An 18292-nucleotide genomic window follows, 5' to 3' on the forward strand; every position below is an offset into this window, starting at 1 on the left:
AAAAGAAGGCATTGCAGATAGAGATAGCAACACTGAGTGCACCCGAGAGGATAGAGGTGATAGCATCAAACCATCTTGGTCTTACGACACCTGACAGGAAAAATATATATGTGGTTAAAAAAACCGATAAATAGAAGTCTGGAAGGTGCGAAGAATCGTGCCATAATGATAGGTATTATCCTTTCTTTATCCTTCTTCGTTATTATAATCCGTCTCTTTCATCTTATGATTCTTCAACACGATGAACTCACAAAAAAGGCAGATAAACAACACTACAAGGCAATAATAGTTGAGCCAAAGAGGGGCACGATATATGACAGGAAGATGCGAGAACTCGCGGTAAATGTGGATATCGAATCACTTTATGGTGTTCCTTCAGAAATGGAAAATCTTAAAGCAGTGGCTGTAAAACTTTCTGCAGTATTGAACAAGAATCCTTCAGATCTTATAAGGAGATTTGAGGAGCCAAAACCATTTATATGGATAGACAGAAAACTCGACCCAATCAGGGTAGAAAAGATTAAGGAACTCGATCTCAGCAATAGGGAGATCGGGTTTCTTACCGAAAGTAAAAGGTTTTATCCAAAACGGTTCCTTGCAGGTCAGGTACTTGGTTTTGCCGGCATTGATAATCAAGGACTTGAAGGGATAGAACTGAGCTATGAAAGGTATATAAGAGCGGGAGGAGGATGGAAGATCGTAGAACGGGATGCAACAGGTAGAGAGATATTTTCTACACGATCTAAGGGGTTACCTCCCGCTCCTGGCAATGATATTATATTGACCATAGATGAGACGATACAGTATATTGCAGAAAAAGAGTTAGATAAGGTAATGGCGAAGACAGGTGCGAGTGGTAGTGTAGCCATCGTCGCTGATCCAAAGAGAGGCGAGATACTTGCGATGGCGGTAAGACCTGAATTTAACCCAAATATTCCAGCAGCTTATCCTCCATCAGAACGAAAAAACAGAGCGATCACAGATATTTATGAACCTGGATCAACATTTAAGTTTATCATTGCAGCAGCCGCACTTGAGGAAGGGAAGGTAAACCTTTCTGATAGATTCGACTGCAGTAGTGGGGCGATAGAGGTTGGAGGCAAAGTTATACGGGATGTTCATAGAAATGGGGTTCTGACATTTGCCGAGGTTATCCAGAAGTCAAGTAATGTGGGGGCTATTCAGATTGCTGCGAGACTTGAAAAAGAGGCAATATTCAAGTATATAAAGTTATTTGGTTTTGGTGAGAAGACAGGTATAGACCTTTTGGGTGAGGTTGTAGGATTGGTGAAGGAACCATCAAAATGGTCTGCTACATCTATGGGGGCGATTCCTATCGGGCAGGAGATAGCCGTTACACCATTGCAGATGCTGATGGCACTCTCTACGATTGCAAATGATGGGTATCTGATGAAGCCTTACATTGTTTCTGAGATAAGAGACCACGAAGGCAAAGTTATAAATAAAACTTCTCCCCGTATAGTCAAGAGGGTAGTCTCTGAGGCTACTGTAAAGGTGCTCAAGGACATATTGGGGACAGTGGTTATGGAGGGAGGCACGGGAAGAAGTGCAGCGATAGAAGGAAATCCTGTTGCAGGAAAAACAGGGACAGCACAGAAATTCGATTTCTCCATCAGAAGATATTCAAAACAGAAATATGTTAGCTCATTTGTTGGTTTTGTGCCAGCCGATGATCCAAGACTGGCAATAATTGTGGTGGTTGATGAACCAAAGGGTGAGATTTATGGAGGACGTGTTGCTGCTCCTGTCTTCAAGAACATAGCAGAACAGTCTATGGCGTATCTAAATATTCCTGTAAATACAGGTATGCATGTGGTTTTTACTAATGCTAATGGTAATGATTCTTATGAGGTTCAATGATGATGCTAAGAGAATTAGTCTCAGCAATAGAACCCTTAAAAGTATACGGGGATATGGATAAAGAAATCACTGGTATATCCTGTGACTCAAGAAAAACAGAAAAGGGCAATCTCTTTGTAGCTATAAAAGGTTATTCAAAAGATGGACATCTTTATATACATGATGCCACCAGCAGAGGTGCATCAGCGATTGTTATTGAGGAATTTCATCAATCGATCCTGAATCAAGTTCAGGACCACAGTCGAAAGTCGACAGTCTTTATAGTGGTTCCAAATTCGAGACGGGCACTGGCCCTTCTTTCAGATAGATTCTATAACCATCCATCTAAAAATCTCAGGCTCATAGGGATTACAGGGACAAATGGTAAGACGACCACATCATATCTGATAAGGTCAGCACTTCACCAATGGGGTAGAAATGTCGGGCTTTTAGGGACGGTAGGCTATGTTATAGATGATGAAATAATAGAAGCACCAAATACTACCCCTGAATCATTAGACCTGCAGAGGTATCTGTCCCGAATGGTGAATTCCGGTATAACCCATGCTGTTGTAGAGGTCTCTTCACATGCCCTATCACTCAACAGGGTAGATGGGTGTGAATTTGATGTGGCAGTTTTTACCAATATCACACGGGATCATATAGATTTTCACTGTAGTATAGAGGAGTACATCCGTGCAAAAAGGATGCTCCTTGGTTATATAAAAAGGGAAGGATTTGCAGTAATAAATATAGATGACCGATGTATAAACGAATTTAGCAGCACCATTAGGGGAAATGTATTAACTTATGGTTTAAATGAAAAGGCAGATGTAATGGCGAGGTTATTACCTTCTATGAAAGAGAACGAAACTACACTCGCTATCAATACACCATCAGAAGGTTTTGAGACATCTACAACCCTGCTCGGCAGACATAATATCTATAACATACTTGCAGCCACATCAGCATGTGTTGCGCTTGGTGTTCCACTTCATGCGATAAACAATGGGATTAAGAGTCAAGGCTGTATTCCTGGAAGGCTTGAAAAGATTGACCTCGGTCAGGACTTTCTATGCATAGTTGACTATGCACACACAGAGGATGCACTGGAGAGGCTTATATGTACTGCGAGGGAGCTTATAACACAAGATTCAAAACTCCAAACTCCGAACTCTTCGCCTCGTATTATCACTATTTTTGGATGTGGGGGAAACAGAGACAGGGGGAAGAGGCCGCTTATGGGTAAAGTCGCATCTGAACTGAGTGATATCGTTATAATAACATCTGACAATCCGAGGGATGAAGAGCCACTTGAGATTATAAATGAGATAATATCCGGAATAAAAGGAGATAATTACTACGTCATTCCTGATAGAAAAGAGGCAATTAACTATGCGATAAATTGTGCCAGAAAAGGTGATACTGTTCTTATAGCAGGGAAGGGTCATGAAGACTATCAGATAATCGGAGGAAAAAGATATCCCTTTGATGACAGAAAAGTGGCAAGGGAGATGATAAAATCAAAATGCAAAAATCAAAATGCAAAAATCAAAATCCAAAATGACATATAAAAATTCAAAATTTTTATTATTTATCTTTGGATTTTGCATTGTAATTTTGATATTTGATTTTTTCTTTAACCGATGTTTACCGTAGAAGATATATTAAAAGCAACTGGTGGTAGACTCCTTAGAGGAGAAAAAGGATCCGTCTTCTCAGGGGTCTCAATAGATTCAAGGACAATAAAAAGTGGAGAACTTTTCATCGCATTGAAAGGTAACAGATTGGATGGTCATGATTTCATTGAAGATGCTGCAAAGAATGACGCAGCAGGAGTGATAATAAGTTCACCGTTCACCATTCATGGTTCACAGTTAAAGGAGAAGGCAGTGATGACGGTAGACGATACCTTATCTGCACTTCAGAAAATCGCCCATTACTGGAGGATGAAGTTTGACATACCTGTTGTGGCGGTGACAGGCACAAATGGTAAAACTACGACAAAGGAGATGATTGCTTCTATTATAAAAACAATGATGCCTGTTTTGAGCACCGAAGGAAATCTTAATAATCATATAGGTGTTCCACTTACTTTGCTCAGATTGAGAGAATCGCACAGGATTGCAGTGATAGAAATGGGGATGAGCAATACAGGGGAGATAAAGAGACTCTGTGAAATATCAGTACCGACAATAGGTGTTATCACAAATATCGGTCCTGCCCATCTTGCAACACTTGGTAATATAGAAAATGTTCTTAAAGCAAAGATGGAACTTGCAGAATCTGTAAGTGACACACTGATAATTAATGCAGATGATCCATATCTGTCCTCTTTCAGACTTCAGACTTCAGACTTCAGACTATTGACCTTTGGATTTGGAGAAAGTGCAGATGTAAAGGCGGAGGTGCTAAAAGACATCCATTTGTCCCTGCCGGGGAGACATAATATCTATAACGCCCTTGCATCATATGCAGTGGCGATTGCATTAGGGATAGATATAGAAAAGATAAAGAGTGGGCTTGAGTCGTTTAAATCAGTCAAAGGTCGCTCTGAGATATTGGAAATAAAGGGAAGGAAGATAATAAATGACTCTTATAATGCCAATCCCAAGTCAATGGAATCTGCTATAGAACTTCTTTTATCCATGAAAGGTAATGGAAAAGCAGTGGCTGTTCTCGGTGATATGTTTGAACTCGGAGCCGCTGGGGAAGATGCACACAAGGCATTAGGTTCATACATTGCAGATATTAAAAAAATCGATATATTTATCGCAGTAGGTACGCTTATGAGTATAGCTGCTGATAAGGCAAAAGAGGCAGGGATGCAGGAAGACTCGGTCCTTTTATTCGGTGACCCAGAAGATGTTGCAGAGGTCATCATGAATATAACGGATAAAGGAGATACCGTGCTCGTAAAGGGTTCGAGGGCAATGGCAATGGAAAGAATCATTGAAAGAATCGAAGATTGCGAAGCAATCGGAGGTCGTGAAACATTAGAACGTGACATCTCGTTTAAAAAGGTGGGTGTCTGAATGCTTTATCATCTTTTATATCCACTCCATACATTCTGGATAGGATTTAATGTCTTCAAGTATATAACATTCAGAACTGCCTATGCTATTATCACTGCACTCCTGATATGTTTTATATTTGGTCCGTGGGTAATTAATAGACTGAAGGCGCTCAAGATAGGTCAGCAGATAAGAGATGATGGACCGAAAACCCACATTAATAAGGAAGGAACACCTACAATGGGAGGATTGCTTATACTCGGTGCTATATTTATCCCTACACTTCTATGGGCTGACCTTACGAATAGATACATATGGATTGTGCTTTTAGCTGCTGGAGGTTTTGGTCTCATTGGATTTATCGACGATTATCTTAAGATAAAAAAGGGTAACTCAAAAGGCATGAAAGGTATATACAAGATTGTATTGCAGTTAATCATTGCGTTAATCATAGGCATGATACTTTATTTTGACCCGAAGGACCCTTACACCTCCATGCTCAGTATCCCATTCTTTAAAAAATGGCTCATAGACCTTGGATGGTTTTACATTCCATTTGCCATACTTGTTATAGTTGGCTCATCAAACGCAGTAAATCTCACAGACGGTATAGATGGTCTGGCTACAGGACTGGTTGGCATCGCAGCAGCCGCCAATGCAGGGTTTGTGTATGTCTCTGGACATGCCCAGTTTGCAAGATACCTTCAGGTATTATACATGCCTGGAATGGGTGAACTGACAATATTTTGTGGAGCTATGCTTGGCGCCTGTTTGGGTTTTCTATGGTATAACACCTATCCAGCAGAAATCTTTATGGGTGATGTTGGCTCCCTTGGTCTCGGAGGTGCTCTTGGCACCCTTGCGGTTATTACGAAACATGAGATCGTTCTTGCAATTGTTGGAGGGATATTTGTAATAGAGGCACTTTCGGTTATATTTCAGGTAGGTTATTTCAAACTTACAGGAGGGAAAAGGATATTCAAAATGGCTCCGATACACCACCATTTTGAACTTAAAGGTTGGTCTGAGCCAAAGGTTCTCGTTAGATTCTGGATTATAGGTATAATGCTTGCGCTCCTTTCGTTAAGCACGCTTAAACTAAGATAAGGGGTACCACAAAAATTGAAAATTTTTGGGGATCGGAATAGGAGGTTATAGCATGAGATTAAGGATGCTTGTATTTATATGGATAATGGTAATCCATAACCACGCTATAGCAGGGGCACCCCATTCAGGTGATATGACAGCTAAATCTGCTATTGCGATAGATGCAAAAACAGGAAATGTCCTTTATGCAAAAAAAACTATACTCAGACATCCTCCTGCAAGCACAACAAAGATAGTTACGGGGATTGTTGCTATCGAAATGACAGACAGATTTGACAGGATGGTAGTGGTAAGCAAGAATGCAGCATCAGTTCCATTAAGTAAGATAGGGCTACATGAAGGAGACCGCATTACTGTTGATGAACTGCTTTTGGGATCCCTTTTAAAATCAGGTAATGATGCAGCGGTCGCATTAGCTGAGAGTATCGCAGGCAGTGAAAAGGCGTTTGTTACTTTGATGAATAAAAAGGTGAAGGATATAGGTGCAAAGAATACCCACTTTATCAATTCTACAGGCCTTCCAGGAAAAGGACAGTATACAACTGTGTCAGACCTTGTAAAGATAATGGATTACGCCATGAAGAATCCAAAGTTTGCTGAGATTGTTGGAACACGTATCGCAGTAATAGAACCTGAGGGAAAGAAGGTGTTACTCAGAAATACCAATAAACTGCTGTGGATGTATGATGGTGCAACAGGTGGGAAGACAGGATATACAAAAGTTGCAAAACACTGTTTTGTAGGTGAGGCATCAAAGAACGGAAGCAGCGTTATAATTGCCCTTCTCGGGAGCAAAAATCTATGGGAAGACGCAAGACTTTTATTTGAGAAAGGGTTCGATATTATCTCAAGGAGGATGTTATGAACGACCTCAGGAAAACCTTTAATGAGAGAAATGGGTTTAAAGGTAAAAAGATAACTGTGGTCGGTGCCGCAAGAAGTGGCGTATCTGCATCAAATCTACTTGTCTCAAAAGGAGCAGATGTAACAATAACTGATATTAAAGAGGCTGTTCATCTTAGAACCTATCTTGAAAGATTAGATAAAAGAGTAAAGACATCTCTTGGAAGACACCAGCCTGATATCTTCACTAATGTAGATATGATTGTTATAAGTCCAGGGGTTCCTATGGGTATAGGGCCACTTTCGATCGCAATCAGGAATAATATCCCTGTGATAAGTGAACTTGAACTCGCATATAACTCTATTGATGTTCCCTTTATAGCGATAACAGGGACTAATGGAAAATCTACTACAACCATGCTAATCAGAGAGATACTTAAGGGTGCTGGATTAAATGTTTTTGTTGGTGGAAATATTGGCAATGCCCTCTGTGATATTTTCTCAACTCTCAACTCTCAACTCTCAACTCTCAACTATGTGGTAGCCGAGGTCTCAAGCTTTCAGCTTGAGGGTGTAAAAGACTTCAAGCCGCATATCGCATGTATACTGAACATTACACCAGATCATCTTGATAGATATAAAGATATGGATGAATATATGACAGCTAAGTCAAGGATATTCACCAATCAAGATAAAAATGATTTTCTTATATTGAATGCAGATGATCCTCTCACATGTTCTCTTACAAGAAGGGCGTGTTCAAATATAGTTTTATTTTCGCGATACAGACAACAGGCAAGAAAAAATACCCCCCTCGTTTGTCTAAATGGTGAAGAAATTATATATAAATCATCTGGTAAAAAAGAACTTATCTGTTCTCTTAATGAACTGAGGATTAAGGGTATCCATAACATCGAAAATGCAATGGCAGCAGTTGCTGCATCAATGCTTACAGGAATAAGTCTAGAGTCTGTAAGAAAAACCCTTAGAGAATTTGATGGCCTTGAACATCGTATAGAGTTTGTTTCTGAGATAGATGGTGTGGCCTATATAAATGACTCAAAGGGGACAAATGTAGGTGCTGTTGAAAAGTCAATCTTGAGTTTCACTGCTCCTGTTATACTAATAGCAGGAGGATTGGATAAGGGTGGAGAATTTACTCTTCTCAGGGAAACCGTCAGAGAAAGGGTTAAGGCGATGGTTCTTATTGGAGAGGCAAGGGACAAGATAAAAGCTGCACTTGGAGATCTCGTTGATACCTGCATCGCTGATTCGATGAGTGAAGCAGTAAAAATAGCATCAGTGCTATCTGTTAAGGGAGATGTGGTATTGCTGTCTCCTGCATGTGCGAGTTTTGATATGTTTAAAGATTATGAAGACAGGGGGAGACAGTTTAAGGAGTCGGTTAAGAATTTAAAAGGAATGACAGAAGGATTTAATGTATAGATTAATGCACGATAAGTTAACTTTTCATAGAAGGATTAATCTCAGGGGTTATCATTATGACCATATAATCCTTATGGCAACCCTCGCATTAATCGGTATTGGTTTGGCGGCGATTTACAGCTCCAGTGCAGTGATGGCTATGAATAAATATGGTAACCCGTATTATTTTCTGAGAAATCAGCTAATGTGGGTTGCTATTGGACTTTTAGGTATGTTCATTGGCATGAGACTCAATTACACAAAGCTCAAGGGTACAACTGTATTTTTATTGATATTATCTCTGATACTTCTGATACTTGTGTTGATACCAGGGATTGGAAGCGAGATAAATGGCGCAAGAAGATGGCTCAGGGCATGGTCATTCTCTTTTCAGCCTATAGAGATAGCAAAACTCAGTCTGATTATATATATCGCATATTACATAGAGAGGAAAGAAGATGTGATAAGGGATTTTAAATATGGTTTTCTTCCAGCGATTGTAGTATTGACGATATTCCAGATACTGATAATGCGACAGCCTGACATTGGTTCAGCATTCGTAATAGGTTTGTGCATTATAGTGCTCCTGTTTATAGCAGGTGCAAGAATTACTCATATACTTACACTTGCCCTTATTTCACTGCCTTATATCTATAAGATATTGTCCAGTACAGGATACAGAAAAAAGAGGATTATTGCATTTCTTGACCCTTGGAATGACTCTACAGGTGCGGGTTTTCAGATGGTGCAATCTTTCCTTGCACTTGGAAGCGGTGGGCTCTTTGGCGTTGGTATAGGTGAAGGTAAACAGAAACTATTTTATCTCCCAGAACCTCATACAGATTTTATCTTTTCTTTGATTGGAGAAGAGCTTGGTTTTGTGGGAGGAATAACAGTAATACTTCTGTTCTCTCTGATAATATGGAGAGGTTTGAAGATAGCATTAGGAGCAAGTGATGTATTCGGTATGTATCTTGCGCTCGGGATAACCATAATGATCGGTGGACAGGCGCTTATGAATCTTGGAGTTGTTACAGGGCTATTGCCAACAAAAGGGATTACTCTGCCATTCGTAAGCGCTGGTGGTTCTTCCCTTGTAGTGAGTATGACTGCTATCGGGATATTGTTGAGTGTGAGAAGAGTAGCACTCCAAAAAATCCAGAGATTTTCTTGTGATCAAAAAGGGACAGCCCAATGGTGAACCATTTATGCGTATAATAATAGCAGGTGGAGGGACAGGTGGTCATCTCTATCCTGGAATTGCTATCGCAGAAGAGTTAAAGAAAAGAGATATGAACAACGAGATCCTTTTTGTAGGTGCACCTTACGGGATAGAACAGAAGGTATTACCTAAGGAAGGTTATCAATTAAGGATGATCGATGTAAAGGGAATAGTAGGTCTCGGCATTAGAGGAAAAATGAAGGCTTTGACAAAGCTTCCTGTGGCATTCTATAAATCTTATCATATTATAAAGGATTTTAAGCCAGATGTAGTGGTCGGGGTTGGTGGATATTCTTCAGGTCCCATAGTGCAGGTTGCTTGCTTGCTTGGTATTCCAACATTGATCCACGAGCAGAATTCAATCCCAGGACTTGCAAACAGGATACTGGGTAGGTTCGTTGATGCGGTAGCGATAAGTTTTCCTGTATCAGCAAGCTTCTTTTCCACGAAGAAGGTTACATTTACAGGAAATCCAACGAGGAAAATATTCAGGACAATCTCGAAGGAAGAGGCATTAAGGAAGATGGGTATTGATGAAGGATTATTTGTAGTATTTGTGGTGGGTGGCAGTAAGGGAGCACACAGGATTAACTGCTTGATAGTTGAGGCGGCGGAATATCTCTCTTGTGCAAAAAATCATTTGCAGATTATTCATCAAACAGGTGATAAAGATCATCCATGGGTTGTTGATGAATACAATAAAAAGGGATTTAAATCAGTGGTTATTCCGTTTATAGAAGATATTGCTTCTGTATATGCGGTTGCCGACCTTGTTATTGCCCGTGCTGGTGCTTCAACGATCTCCGAAATAACAATCTCTGGAAAGCCATCAGTCCTTATACCGTATCCCTATGCCGCATCAAATCACCAGGAGATAAACGCACGAGTTCTCTCAGATTCCGGTGCCTCTGAAGTAGTTCTTGAAAGAGATATAGATGTAGAGAAATTCGCTGAGATGGTATTATCACTAATTCAAGATAAAAAAAGATTGGAGGATATGAGTAATAAGGCATCAATGCTTGGAAGGAGTGATGCTGCAGAAAAGGTGGTGGACCTGATTTATAGGATTCAGAAAAAATAGCCGAGGCATCCCTGGCCTGACGCCAGGACAGGCTTGCCTCGGATAGTCAGGCAACCCCGTATTAAATACGGGGCTGACCTATTTTCTCAAACACGAAGAGTTTAAAAGTTAAATATGTTCAGGAAGATTAAACACATACATTTTGTCGGGATTGGTGGTATCGGTATGAGTGGTATAGCAGAAGTGATGCTTAATCTTGGTTATATCGTTAGTGGTTCTGACATCAAGGAATCAGATGTGACACGGAGATTGAGAGACCTTGGTGGAGAAATATATATAGGACACAGAGCAGAGAATATCAGAGGGGTACATGTTGTGGTTGTATCTTCCGCTATCAAAAAAGAGAATATTGAAATTATCGCGGCAAAGGAGAGACTCATACCTGTTATACCACGGGCAGAAATGCTGGCAGAACTGATGAGGCTTAAATATGGTGTGGCTGTTGCAGGAGCACATGGAAAGACCACAACAACATCTATGATTTCATCTGTGCTTGGTGCAGGTGGTTTTGACCCAACGGTAGTCATAGGAGGGAAACTTAACATACTCGGGACAAATGCAAAGCTCGGACAGGGAGATTTTATGGTTGCAGAGGCAGACGAAAGTGATGGATCGTTCTTGAGCCTCAGTCCCACAATTGCTGTAGTTACAACTATAGACAGAGAACACCTTGATTTCTATAAGGATATAGGGGAAATAAAAAGGGCATTCCTTCAATTTATAAACAGTGTGCCCTTTTATGGTGTGGCTATACTGTGTCTCGATGATAAACACATACAAAGTCTAATACCATTTATGACAAAGAGATACGCCACCTATGGAGTTTCAACACAGGCAGATTTTGTGGCAAAAAATATAAAGGTGCGTGAGATGGTAACGGAATTTGAGGCACTATCCAAGGATAGAAGTTTAGGCAGATTCAAAGTAAATCTTCCTGGCGTCCATAATGCCTATAATGCCCTTGCATCTATCGCAGTAGGTTTGGAACTTGAAATCGATATTGAGACTATCCGTGAGGCACTTGCAGATTTTAACGGTGTGCATAGAAGGTTTCAGTTGAAGGGGATTGTTGGCGGTATAATGTTAATAGACGATTATGGACACCACCCTACGGAGATAAAGATGACACTGAGTGCAGCAAAGGATGGATGGGACAGGAGGACTGTTGTGTTGTTTCAGCCCCATCGCTATACAAGAACAAAAGACCTGATGGAGGATTTTTCAACAGCATTTTATTTAGCAGATAAACTTGTCCTTACAGAGATCTACCCTGCAGGTGAAGAAAAGATAGATGGGGTCTCTGCGTATAATCTCTACAAGGGCATAAAAGAACATGGTCATAAAGATGTAATCTATATAGGGGATAAAGAGAAGATTGTAAGGTATCTTATTAAAGAACTAAAAGACGGAGATATATTTATAACACTTGGAGCAGGAGATGTATGGAAAATAGGAGAAGAGATACTAAAGAAGTTAGAAGTGAGAAGTGAAAAGTGAGAAGTTAAAAGTTAAGGAAGGGGTTAGAGTTGGAAATAAGATACAATGAGCCAATGAGCAATCATACATCATTCAGGATTGGTGGACCTGCGGAAATGATGGTCTTTCCTGATAACCTGCCTGAACTGAAACACATAGTCTCTGATGTAAGGTCAAAGGATCAGCCTGTATTTATTCTTGGAAAAGGCACTAATCTGCTGGTAAGGGATGGTGGTATAAAGGGTGTCGTTATAAATTTCATGAATCTTAACTCAATGAAAATTGTTAAAGAATGTGAGCATGAGATACTCATTTATATTCAGGCAGGGGCATCCATATCAGATCTGATAAGGTTTTCTATAAGTCATGGATTTTCAGGTATAGAGTTTTTATCTGGTATACCTGGAAGCATTGGTGGTGCCATCTGTATGAATGCTGGTACTGCTGAGAAAGGGATAGGGAATATAGTAGAGACTGTTACCGTTCTGACAGAGAATACTTTGATGCGGAGACTGAGGAAGGATGAACTTTCTTTTGGCTACAGGAGTTCTAATATTCAAGATGGATGGATTATTCTGTCGACAATACTGAAACTGGTAAAAGACGATCCTGACAGGGTAAAAGAAAGGGTAAATAAAGTTCTTGCTGAAAGGTCTGCTAATCAGCCTAAATGGGTTTTATGTGCTGGTTCAATATTTAAAAATCCCAGCGGGTATACTGCTGGAAAGATAATCGATGAACTTGGGCTAAAGGGTAAGAAAATAGGTGGTGCAGAGGTGAGTCATGTTCATGCCAACTTTATTGTAAATACAGGGAATGCTACAGCATCAGATGTTATTGGACTGATAGGTTTCATAAAAAAAAAGGTCAGAGAAGCAAGGGGCATAGAACTTGAACTGGAGATAAAGATAGTTGGGGATGAGTGACAGAAGACAGAAGACAGAAGACAGATATCAGACGAAGACGATTAAGGAGTTGAAGAAGAAGCGAATAGGTGTGTTGATGGGTGGGTTATCCACGGAAAGGGAGGTATCGCTCAGGACGGGTATGGCGATAAAGGATGCACTGAATGAAATGGGTTACAATGTATTTGCGATAGATGTAGGAAGAAACATAGCAGAGGTGCTTATACAAAATAAGATAGAGGTTGCATTTATTGCACTTCACGGTAGTTTCGGGGAAAATGGTGCAATTCAAGGGCTTCTTGAGGTAATGGGTATACCCTATACAGGTTCAGGTGTGCTTGCATCGGCGCTGGCTATGGATAAGATAGCATCCAGAAAGATGTTCGAATACCACAGGATACCAGTGCCACCATTTGTAGTCATAAGTCGTCAGTCGTCAGTTGTCAGTCAAAAGACTCTCGACTATCAACTCCAGACTATTGACTTCCCATTTCCATGGGTTGTGAAACCTGCTGCCGAAGGCTCAAGCATAGGTGTGAGCATAGTCTCTGACGAAGCTGAACTCAAGAGTGCTATGGATACTGCTTTCAGTTTTGGGGAAATGGCCATCATCGAAAAATACATAGATGGTAAAGAAATATCTGTAGGGATACTCAATGATATGGCACTTGGTTCGGTTGAGATAAGACCCAAAAAAGGTTTTTACAGTTATGAGGCAAAATATACTGCAGGGAAGACAGAATATATACTTCCACCTGAAGTTCCAGAGGCTGTTTATAGGGATATACTGGATATAGGACTCCGTGCACACAGGGCATTGGGGTGTAGTGGTGCGACAAGGGTTGATACGATAGTTGATAAGGAGTGGGTGACATATATGCTTGAGGTTAATACACTACCTGGTATGACTGCAACAAGTCTTTTGCCTAAGATAGCATTGGCTGCAGGGATAGATTTTAAGAGTCTTGTTGAGAATATCCTGTTGGGTGCAATAAAGGGAACCCCTAAAAAAAGGAAAGCCACCCCTTGAATATTATAAATAACAGGAAAAAATGGAAAGATAAAAGCCCCCCACAGAAGGGGTTTCCCAAAAATCGAAGATTTTTGGGACTTGAGAGATATGAACCGTCTGCTTCATACAAGAAGAGATCAAAATTTGCCACCCTGTTGATAGCCCTGCTATTAGTTATAGTATTTATCCCTATCGGCTATCTTATTTATGCTTCATATCATGCCTTTGCGAATCTTCACCTTTTTGATCTTCGTTATATAAATATTAAAGGAAATATCCATATATCAAAGGAAGATATCTTTAACCTGGTGAAGGTAAAGGAAGGAGATGATTTATGGCGGCTTTCATTGAAGGAAAAACAAAAAAGCCTGCTCTCCTCTCCATGGGTAATGGATGCATCTTTATCCCGCATACTTCCAGACAGACTCGAGATTACTATAAAGGAAAGAGAACCTTTAACATTTATTGATAGTAATGGGAATCTTTATCTTGCTGACAGTGAAGGGGTTATACTTAAACAGCTACAGGAAAAGGGTATATTTTCGCTACCAGTAATAATTGGCGTAAATTCTGAGAAATTGCGCGAAGGAGTACAGTTGGATTCTAAAGGTGCACTCGAGGCAATCGGTCTGATTAAGACAATTAAGACGATGGGGATTATAGGGGATATAACTTCTCTGGATGAAGTATCGGTAAATGCAGAGAATCCAGAAAATATTATACTTTATTTGAATGGAGTTGAGATCAGGATAGGAATAGGAAATTATTCCAGAAAGCTTGAGAAACTGAAGGATATTGAATCAGAGATAAAGAATAAAGGACTCATAGCAAGCTATATAGATCTCAGATTCCCTGGTAAGGTGATCATTCGTCCACTCTCAGATCAAACTGAGTCGATTCCACGGAAAGGACGCCACAGAAAGATTGTAAAGGATTCTAACATTATCGGAGAATATAGAAATGGGTAAGAAGAACGATCTTGTTGTAGGACTTGATATTGGGACAACAAAGGTATGTGCGATTGTTGGAGAAATTCGTAATGAGAGTATTGATATAATTGGCATCGGTTCACATCCATCGAGGGGACTCAAGAAGGGGGTTGTTGTTAACATAGAAGGCACGGTAGATTCTATCAGGAGGGCTGTTGAAGAGGCTGAACTTATGTCAGGTGAGGATATAAGGAGTGTGTATGTGGGGATTGCAGGAGGACATATAAAGGGATTTAACAGTCGGGGTGTAATTGCCATAAAGGATAAAGAGATAAAAGAATCCGATATAAAAAGGGTGATAGATGCAGCAGCGGCTGTTTCTATACCTGTTGATAGAGAAATTCTTCATGTGTTACCGAGGGAATATATAATCGATGAGCAGGAAGGCATAAAAGAGCCACTCGGCATGAGTGGTGTGAGGTTTGAGGCAGAGGTTCATATCGTTACAGGTGCTGTCACATTGGTGCAGAATCTTATAAGGAGCTGTCAGAAGGCAGGGCTTGATGTAATGGATATAGTCTTACAACCATTGGCTTCTGGAGAAGCGGTATTGTCTAATGAAGAAAAAGAACTCGGTGTGGTTGTCATCGACTTAGGTGGTGGTACTACAGATATTGCGATATTTCTCGAAGGAGGTATCTGGCATACAGGGGTACTTGCAGTTGGTGGAAATAATTTTACAAATGATATTGCAATAGGACTAAGAACTCCGAGTATAGAGGCTGAGAAGATAAAGAAAAAATATGGATGTGCCTATACAGAGCTTGTTCGAGAAGATGAGACCATAGAGGTTCCAGGTGTCGGGGGCCGTTTACCAAGGATATTACAAAGGAGAAATCTCTCTGAGATTATTCAACCGAGGGCAGAAGAGATATTTGAACTGGTAATGCGTGAGATCAAAAGAACAGGTTATGAAGATATGATTGCATCCGGTGCTGTTATTACAGGGGGTACAGCAATAATGGAAGGCATACCAGAGGTAGCAGAACAGGTTCTTGACCTCCCTGTTCGAAGGGGTATTCCAGCTAATATTGGTGGTCTCGTAGATGTTGTTAGTAATCCTATGTATGCGACAGGTGTAGGTCTTGTCTTTTATGGTGCAGGTGAAGCGAAAGAAAGCATGAGAAAGAGATTCTCTGGAGACAACATCTTTGGAAGGGTTCTCGGCAGGATGAGAGAATGGTTTGAGGGATTTTTCCTTTAGGAACTTAAGGAAGGAGGGAATTGCTATGTTTCAATTAGAGGAAAAAATAGAAAATGCTGCAAAGATAAAGGTTATCGGGATTGGAGGGGGAGGAGGCAATGCTGTAAACACAATGATCGCCTCTAACCTTCAAGGTATTGATTTTATCGCGGCTAACACAGATCTTCAGGCCCTTGGAACATCGCTTGCACCGACAAAGATACAATTAGGTGCAAAACTCACAAAAGGGCTCGGTGCAGGCTCTGATCCAGAGATAGGGAGACAAGCAGCCATTGAAGACAGTGAATTAATCGGGGAGATGTTCTCTGGTTCGGATATGATATTTATTACAGCAGGTATGGGAGGTGGCACAGGAACAGGGGCTGCACCCGTGATTGCTAACATAGCGAGGGAATTAGGTGCACTAACTGTTGCTGTTGTGACAAAGCCCTTTATCTTTGAAGGAAGACAACGGGCAAGGAATGCCGAGGAGGGTATAAAAGAATTAAAAAAACATGTAGATACTGTTATAACAATACCAAATCAGAGGCTCTTTGATGTTATAGACAGGAATACGAGTGTTATTGATGCCTTCAGGGTGGCGGATGATGTATTGAGGCAGGCAGTCCAAGGAATATCTGACCTTATTATGATTCCTGGGCTTATAAATCTCGATTTTGCCGATGTAAAGACTATCATGTATGGTATGGGACGGGCAGTGATGGGAACAGGGAAAGGTAGCGGAGAAAACAGGGCGCTGGAGGCAGCACAGAAGGCAATAGCAAGTCCACTTATAGAAGAAGGCTCAATAAATGGTGCAAAAGGTGTGTTGATTAATATCACAGGAGGAACAGACCTCTCTCTCTATGAAGTAAATGAGGCATCCACACTTATACAGGAGGCTGCTGATGATGAGGCAAACATTATCTTCGGCTCTGTGATAAATCCTGATATGAAAGAGGATGTCGTTGTGACAGTGATAGCAACAGGATTTGATGGCAAGTCGAATAATGAACAATCCTCTGTGCGTCCTATTTCTGTTGTTTCAGATATCCATGTAAAGAAAACAGTTTCCTTTCCTAAGAGATCTAATGGCGAGGTGCCTCGCTCGGTCTTGAGTAAAGATCCAGATTTTATCTTTAACTCCGAGACATCACTCTTTGATAAAGAAGAATTGGAAAGGGAAGGTATAGAGTACGATGACGATCTTGATGTGCCAACATTTATCAGAAGAAGGGCAGAGAAATAAGGATTAAGGAGTAAGGGGTAAGGATTAAGAACCGAGGGGGAGGAACATATATGTGAGTCGCAGACTTTTTGATAAGGCAAAGAGACTCCTGAAAGATGAAAATGGAACAATCTACAAGGAACATGGTGGAAGAATCACAGTTGCCCTTGCATATCCTAATACCTACTATGTAGGTATGTCAAATCTCGGCTTCCAGACAGCGTACTGGCTTTTTAATAGAAGGAATGATGTTGTCTGTGAGCGGGTCTTCTATCCAGATGATGAAGATATTGAAGAATTTGGGAAGGTAGGAACACAGCTCTTTACAATCGAATCGCAGAAGTATATAAGAGATTACGATATTATTGCTTTCTCCGTATCTTTTGAAAACGACTACCCAAGAATCATCAAGATGCTAAATCTTGCTCGAATACCATTAAAAAGAGACGATCGAAACAATCATCCAATTATGATACTGGGTGGTATATCTGCATTTTTCAACCCCGAGCCCATAGCAGATTTTTTCGATGCGGTCTTTGTGGGTGAAGGTGAGGATTTGATTGATGAGTTCATAGAGTTCTATAAAGGAGAGGGTGGAAAGAGCTTCTCCAGAAAGAACAGAGATGATTTTTTTAAAAGACTCGCAATCTCTATATCTGGCATCTATGTGCCTTCTTTATATAGTATTTCTTACAACGATGACAGAACAATTAAAACAGTAACCGCTGAAAAGGATATTCCTCTCAGAGTAACCAGGAGATTGACAAAGGATATAAACAGGCTTGAGGTATTAAACAGGATAACTACATCAAATACAGAATTTGGTGATATGATGCTTGTCGAACTTAACAGGGGATGTGGTAGAGGATGTCGATTCTGCATGGCAGGGTTCATTTACAGACCACCGAGATATAGAAGTCAAGAGAGTATAATAAAAATAGTTCGGA

Annotated in this window: 15 protein-coding genes; all 15 read left to right on the forward strand. The window is 40.5% G+C overall.

Features of this window, described 5'->3' with window-relative positions:
• The first annotated feature begins 108 nt into the window (after window positions 1-108).
• Window positions 109-1881: a penicillin-binding protein 2 gene (locus tag AB1488_10505; protein ID MEW6410519.1), complete on the forward strand. Its 1773-nt coding sequence runs from the start codon at window positions 109-111 to the stop codon at window positions 1879-1881.
• The gene (locus AB1488_10510) at window positions 1878-3434 is read left to right on the forward strand and encodes a UDP-N-acetylmuramoyl-L-alanyl-D-glutamate--2,6-diaminopimelate ligase (GenBank protein ID MEW6410520.1); all 1557 of its coding nucleotides are present in this window, start codon (window positions 1878-1880) and stop codon (window positions 3432-3434) included. The genes AB1488_10505 and AB1488_10510 overlap by 4 nt, the downstream gene beginning before the upstream one ends.
• Window positions 3435-3506: 72 nt before the next feature.
• Window positions 3507-4895, forward strand: a complete 1389-nt coding sequence (gene murF / locus AB1488_10515; GenBank protein MEW6410521.1) for a UDP-N-acetylmuramoyl-tripeptide--D-alanyl-D-alanine ligase — start codon at window positions 3507-3509, stop codon at window positions 4893-4895.
• A complete protein-coding gene (gene mraY / locus AB1488_10520; protein ID MEW6410522.1) occupies window positions 4896-5981 on the forward strand; it encodes a phospho-N-acetylmuramoyl-pentapeptide-transferase in 1086 nt (361 codons plus the stop codon). It abuts the gene before it with no gap.
• A gap of 52 nt (window positions 5982-6033) precedes the next feature.
• Window positions 6034-6846: a D-alanyl-D-alanine carboxypeptidase family protein gene (locus tag AB1488_10525; protein ID MEW6410523.1), complete on the forward strand. Its 813-nt coding sequence runs from the start codon at window positions 6034-6036 to the stop codon at window positions 6844-6846.
• Complete coding sequence (gene murD / locus AB1488_10530; GenBank protein ID MEW6410524.1) at window positions 6843-8270, forward strand: UDP-N-acetylmuramoyl-L-alanine--D-glutamate ligase; 1428 nt, start codon at window positions 6843-6845, stop codon at window positions 8268-8270. Before AB1488_10525 ends, murD begins: the two co-directional genes overlap by 4 nt.
• Window positions 8263-9450, forward strand: a complete 1188-nt coding sequence (ftsW, locus tag AB1488_10535) for a putative lipid II flippase FtsW (protein ID MEW6410525.1) — start codon at window positions 8263-8265, stop codon at window positions 9448-9450. Before murD ends, ftsW begins: the two co-directional genes overlap by 8 nt.
• Window positions 9451-9457: 7 nt before the next feature.
• A complete protein-coding gene (murG, locus tag AB1488_10540) occupies window positions 9458-10552 on the forward strand; it encodes an undecaprenyldiphospho-muramoylpentapeptide beta-N-acetylglucosaminyltransferase (protein ID MEW6410526.1) in 1095 nt (364 codons plus the stop codon).
• Between the two features lie 114 nt (window positions 10553-10666).
• Window positions 10667-12049, forward strand: a complete 1383-nt coding sequence (gene murC, locus AB1488_10545) for a UDP-N-acetylmuramate--L-alanine ligase (protein MEW6410527.1) — start codon at window positions 10667-10669, stop codon at window positions 12047-12049.
• A gap of 29 nt (window positions 12050-12078) precedes the next feature.
• Complete coding sequence (murB, locus tag AB1488_10550; protein ID MEW6410528.1) at window positions 12079-12954, forward strand: UDP-N-acetylmuramate dehydrogenase; 876 nt, start codon at window positions 12079-12081, stop codon at window positions 12952-12954.
• Window positions 12947-13963, forward strand: coding sequence for a D-alanine--D-alanine ligase (locus AB1488_10555; protein MEW6410529.1), 1017 nt, complete (start codon window positions 12947-12949; stop codon window positions 13961-13963). Before murB ends, AB1488_10555 begins: the two co-directional genes overlap by 8 nt.
• The gene (locus AB1488_10560; protein ID MEW6410530.1) at window positions 13960-14913 is read left to right on the forward strand and encodes an FtsQ-type POTRA domain-containing protein; all 954 of its coding nucleotides are present in this window, start codon (window positions 13960-13962) and stop codon (window positions 14911-14913) included. The genes AB1488_10555 and AB1488_10560 overlap by 4 nt, the downstream gene beginning before the upstream one ends.
• Complete coding sequence (ftsA, locus tag AB1488_10565) at window positions 14906-16138, forward strand: cell division protein FtsA (GenBank protein MEW6410531.1); 1233 nt, start codon at window positions 14906-14908, stop codon at window positions 16136-16138. The genes AB1488_10560 and ftsA overlap by 8 nt, the downstream gene beginning before the upstream one ends.
• Before the next feature lie 25 nt (window positions 16139-16163).
• On the forward strand, window positions 16164-17366 hold the full coding sequence (gene ftsZ, locus AB1488_10570) for a cell division protein FtsZ (GenBank protein ID MEW6410532.1): 1203 nt from the start codon (window positions 16164-16166) through the stop codon (window positions 17364-17366).
• A 52-nt stretch (window positions 17367-17418) separates the two neighbouring features.
• Window positions 17419-18292, forward strand: an 874-nt coding sequence (locus AB1488_10575; protein ID MEW6410533.1) for a radical SAM protein, incomplete at its 3' end; no start/stop codon positions are given.

It is taken from the genome of Nitrospirota bacterium, assembly GCA_040756155.1.
Classification (GTDB): Bacteria; Nitrospirota; Thermodesulfovibrionia; order JACRGW01; family JBFLZU01; genus JBFLZU01.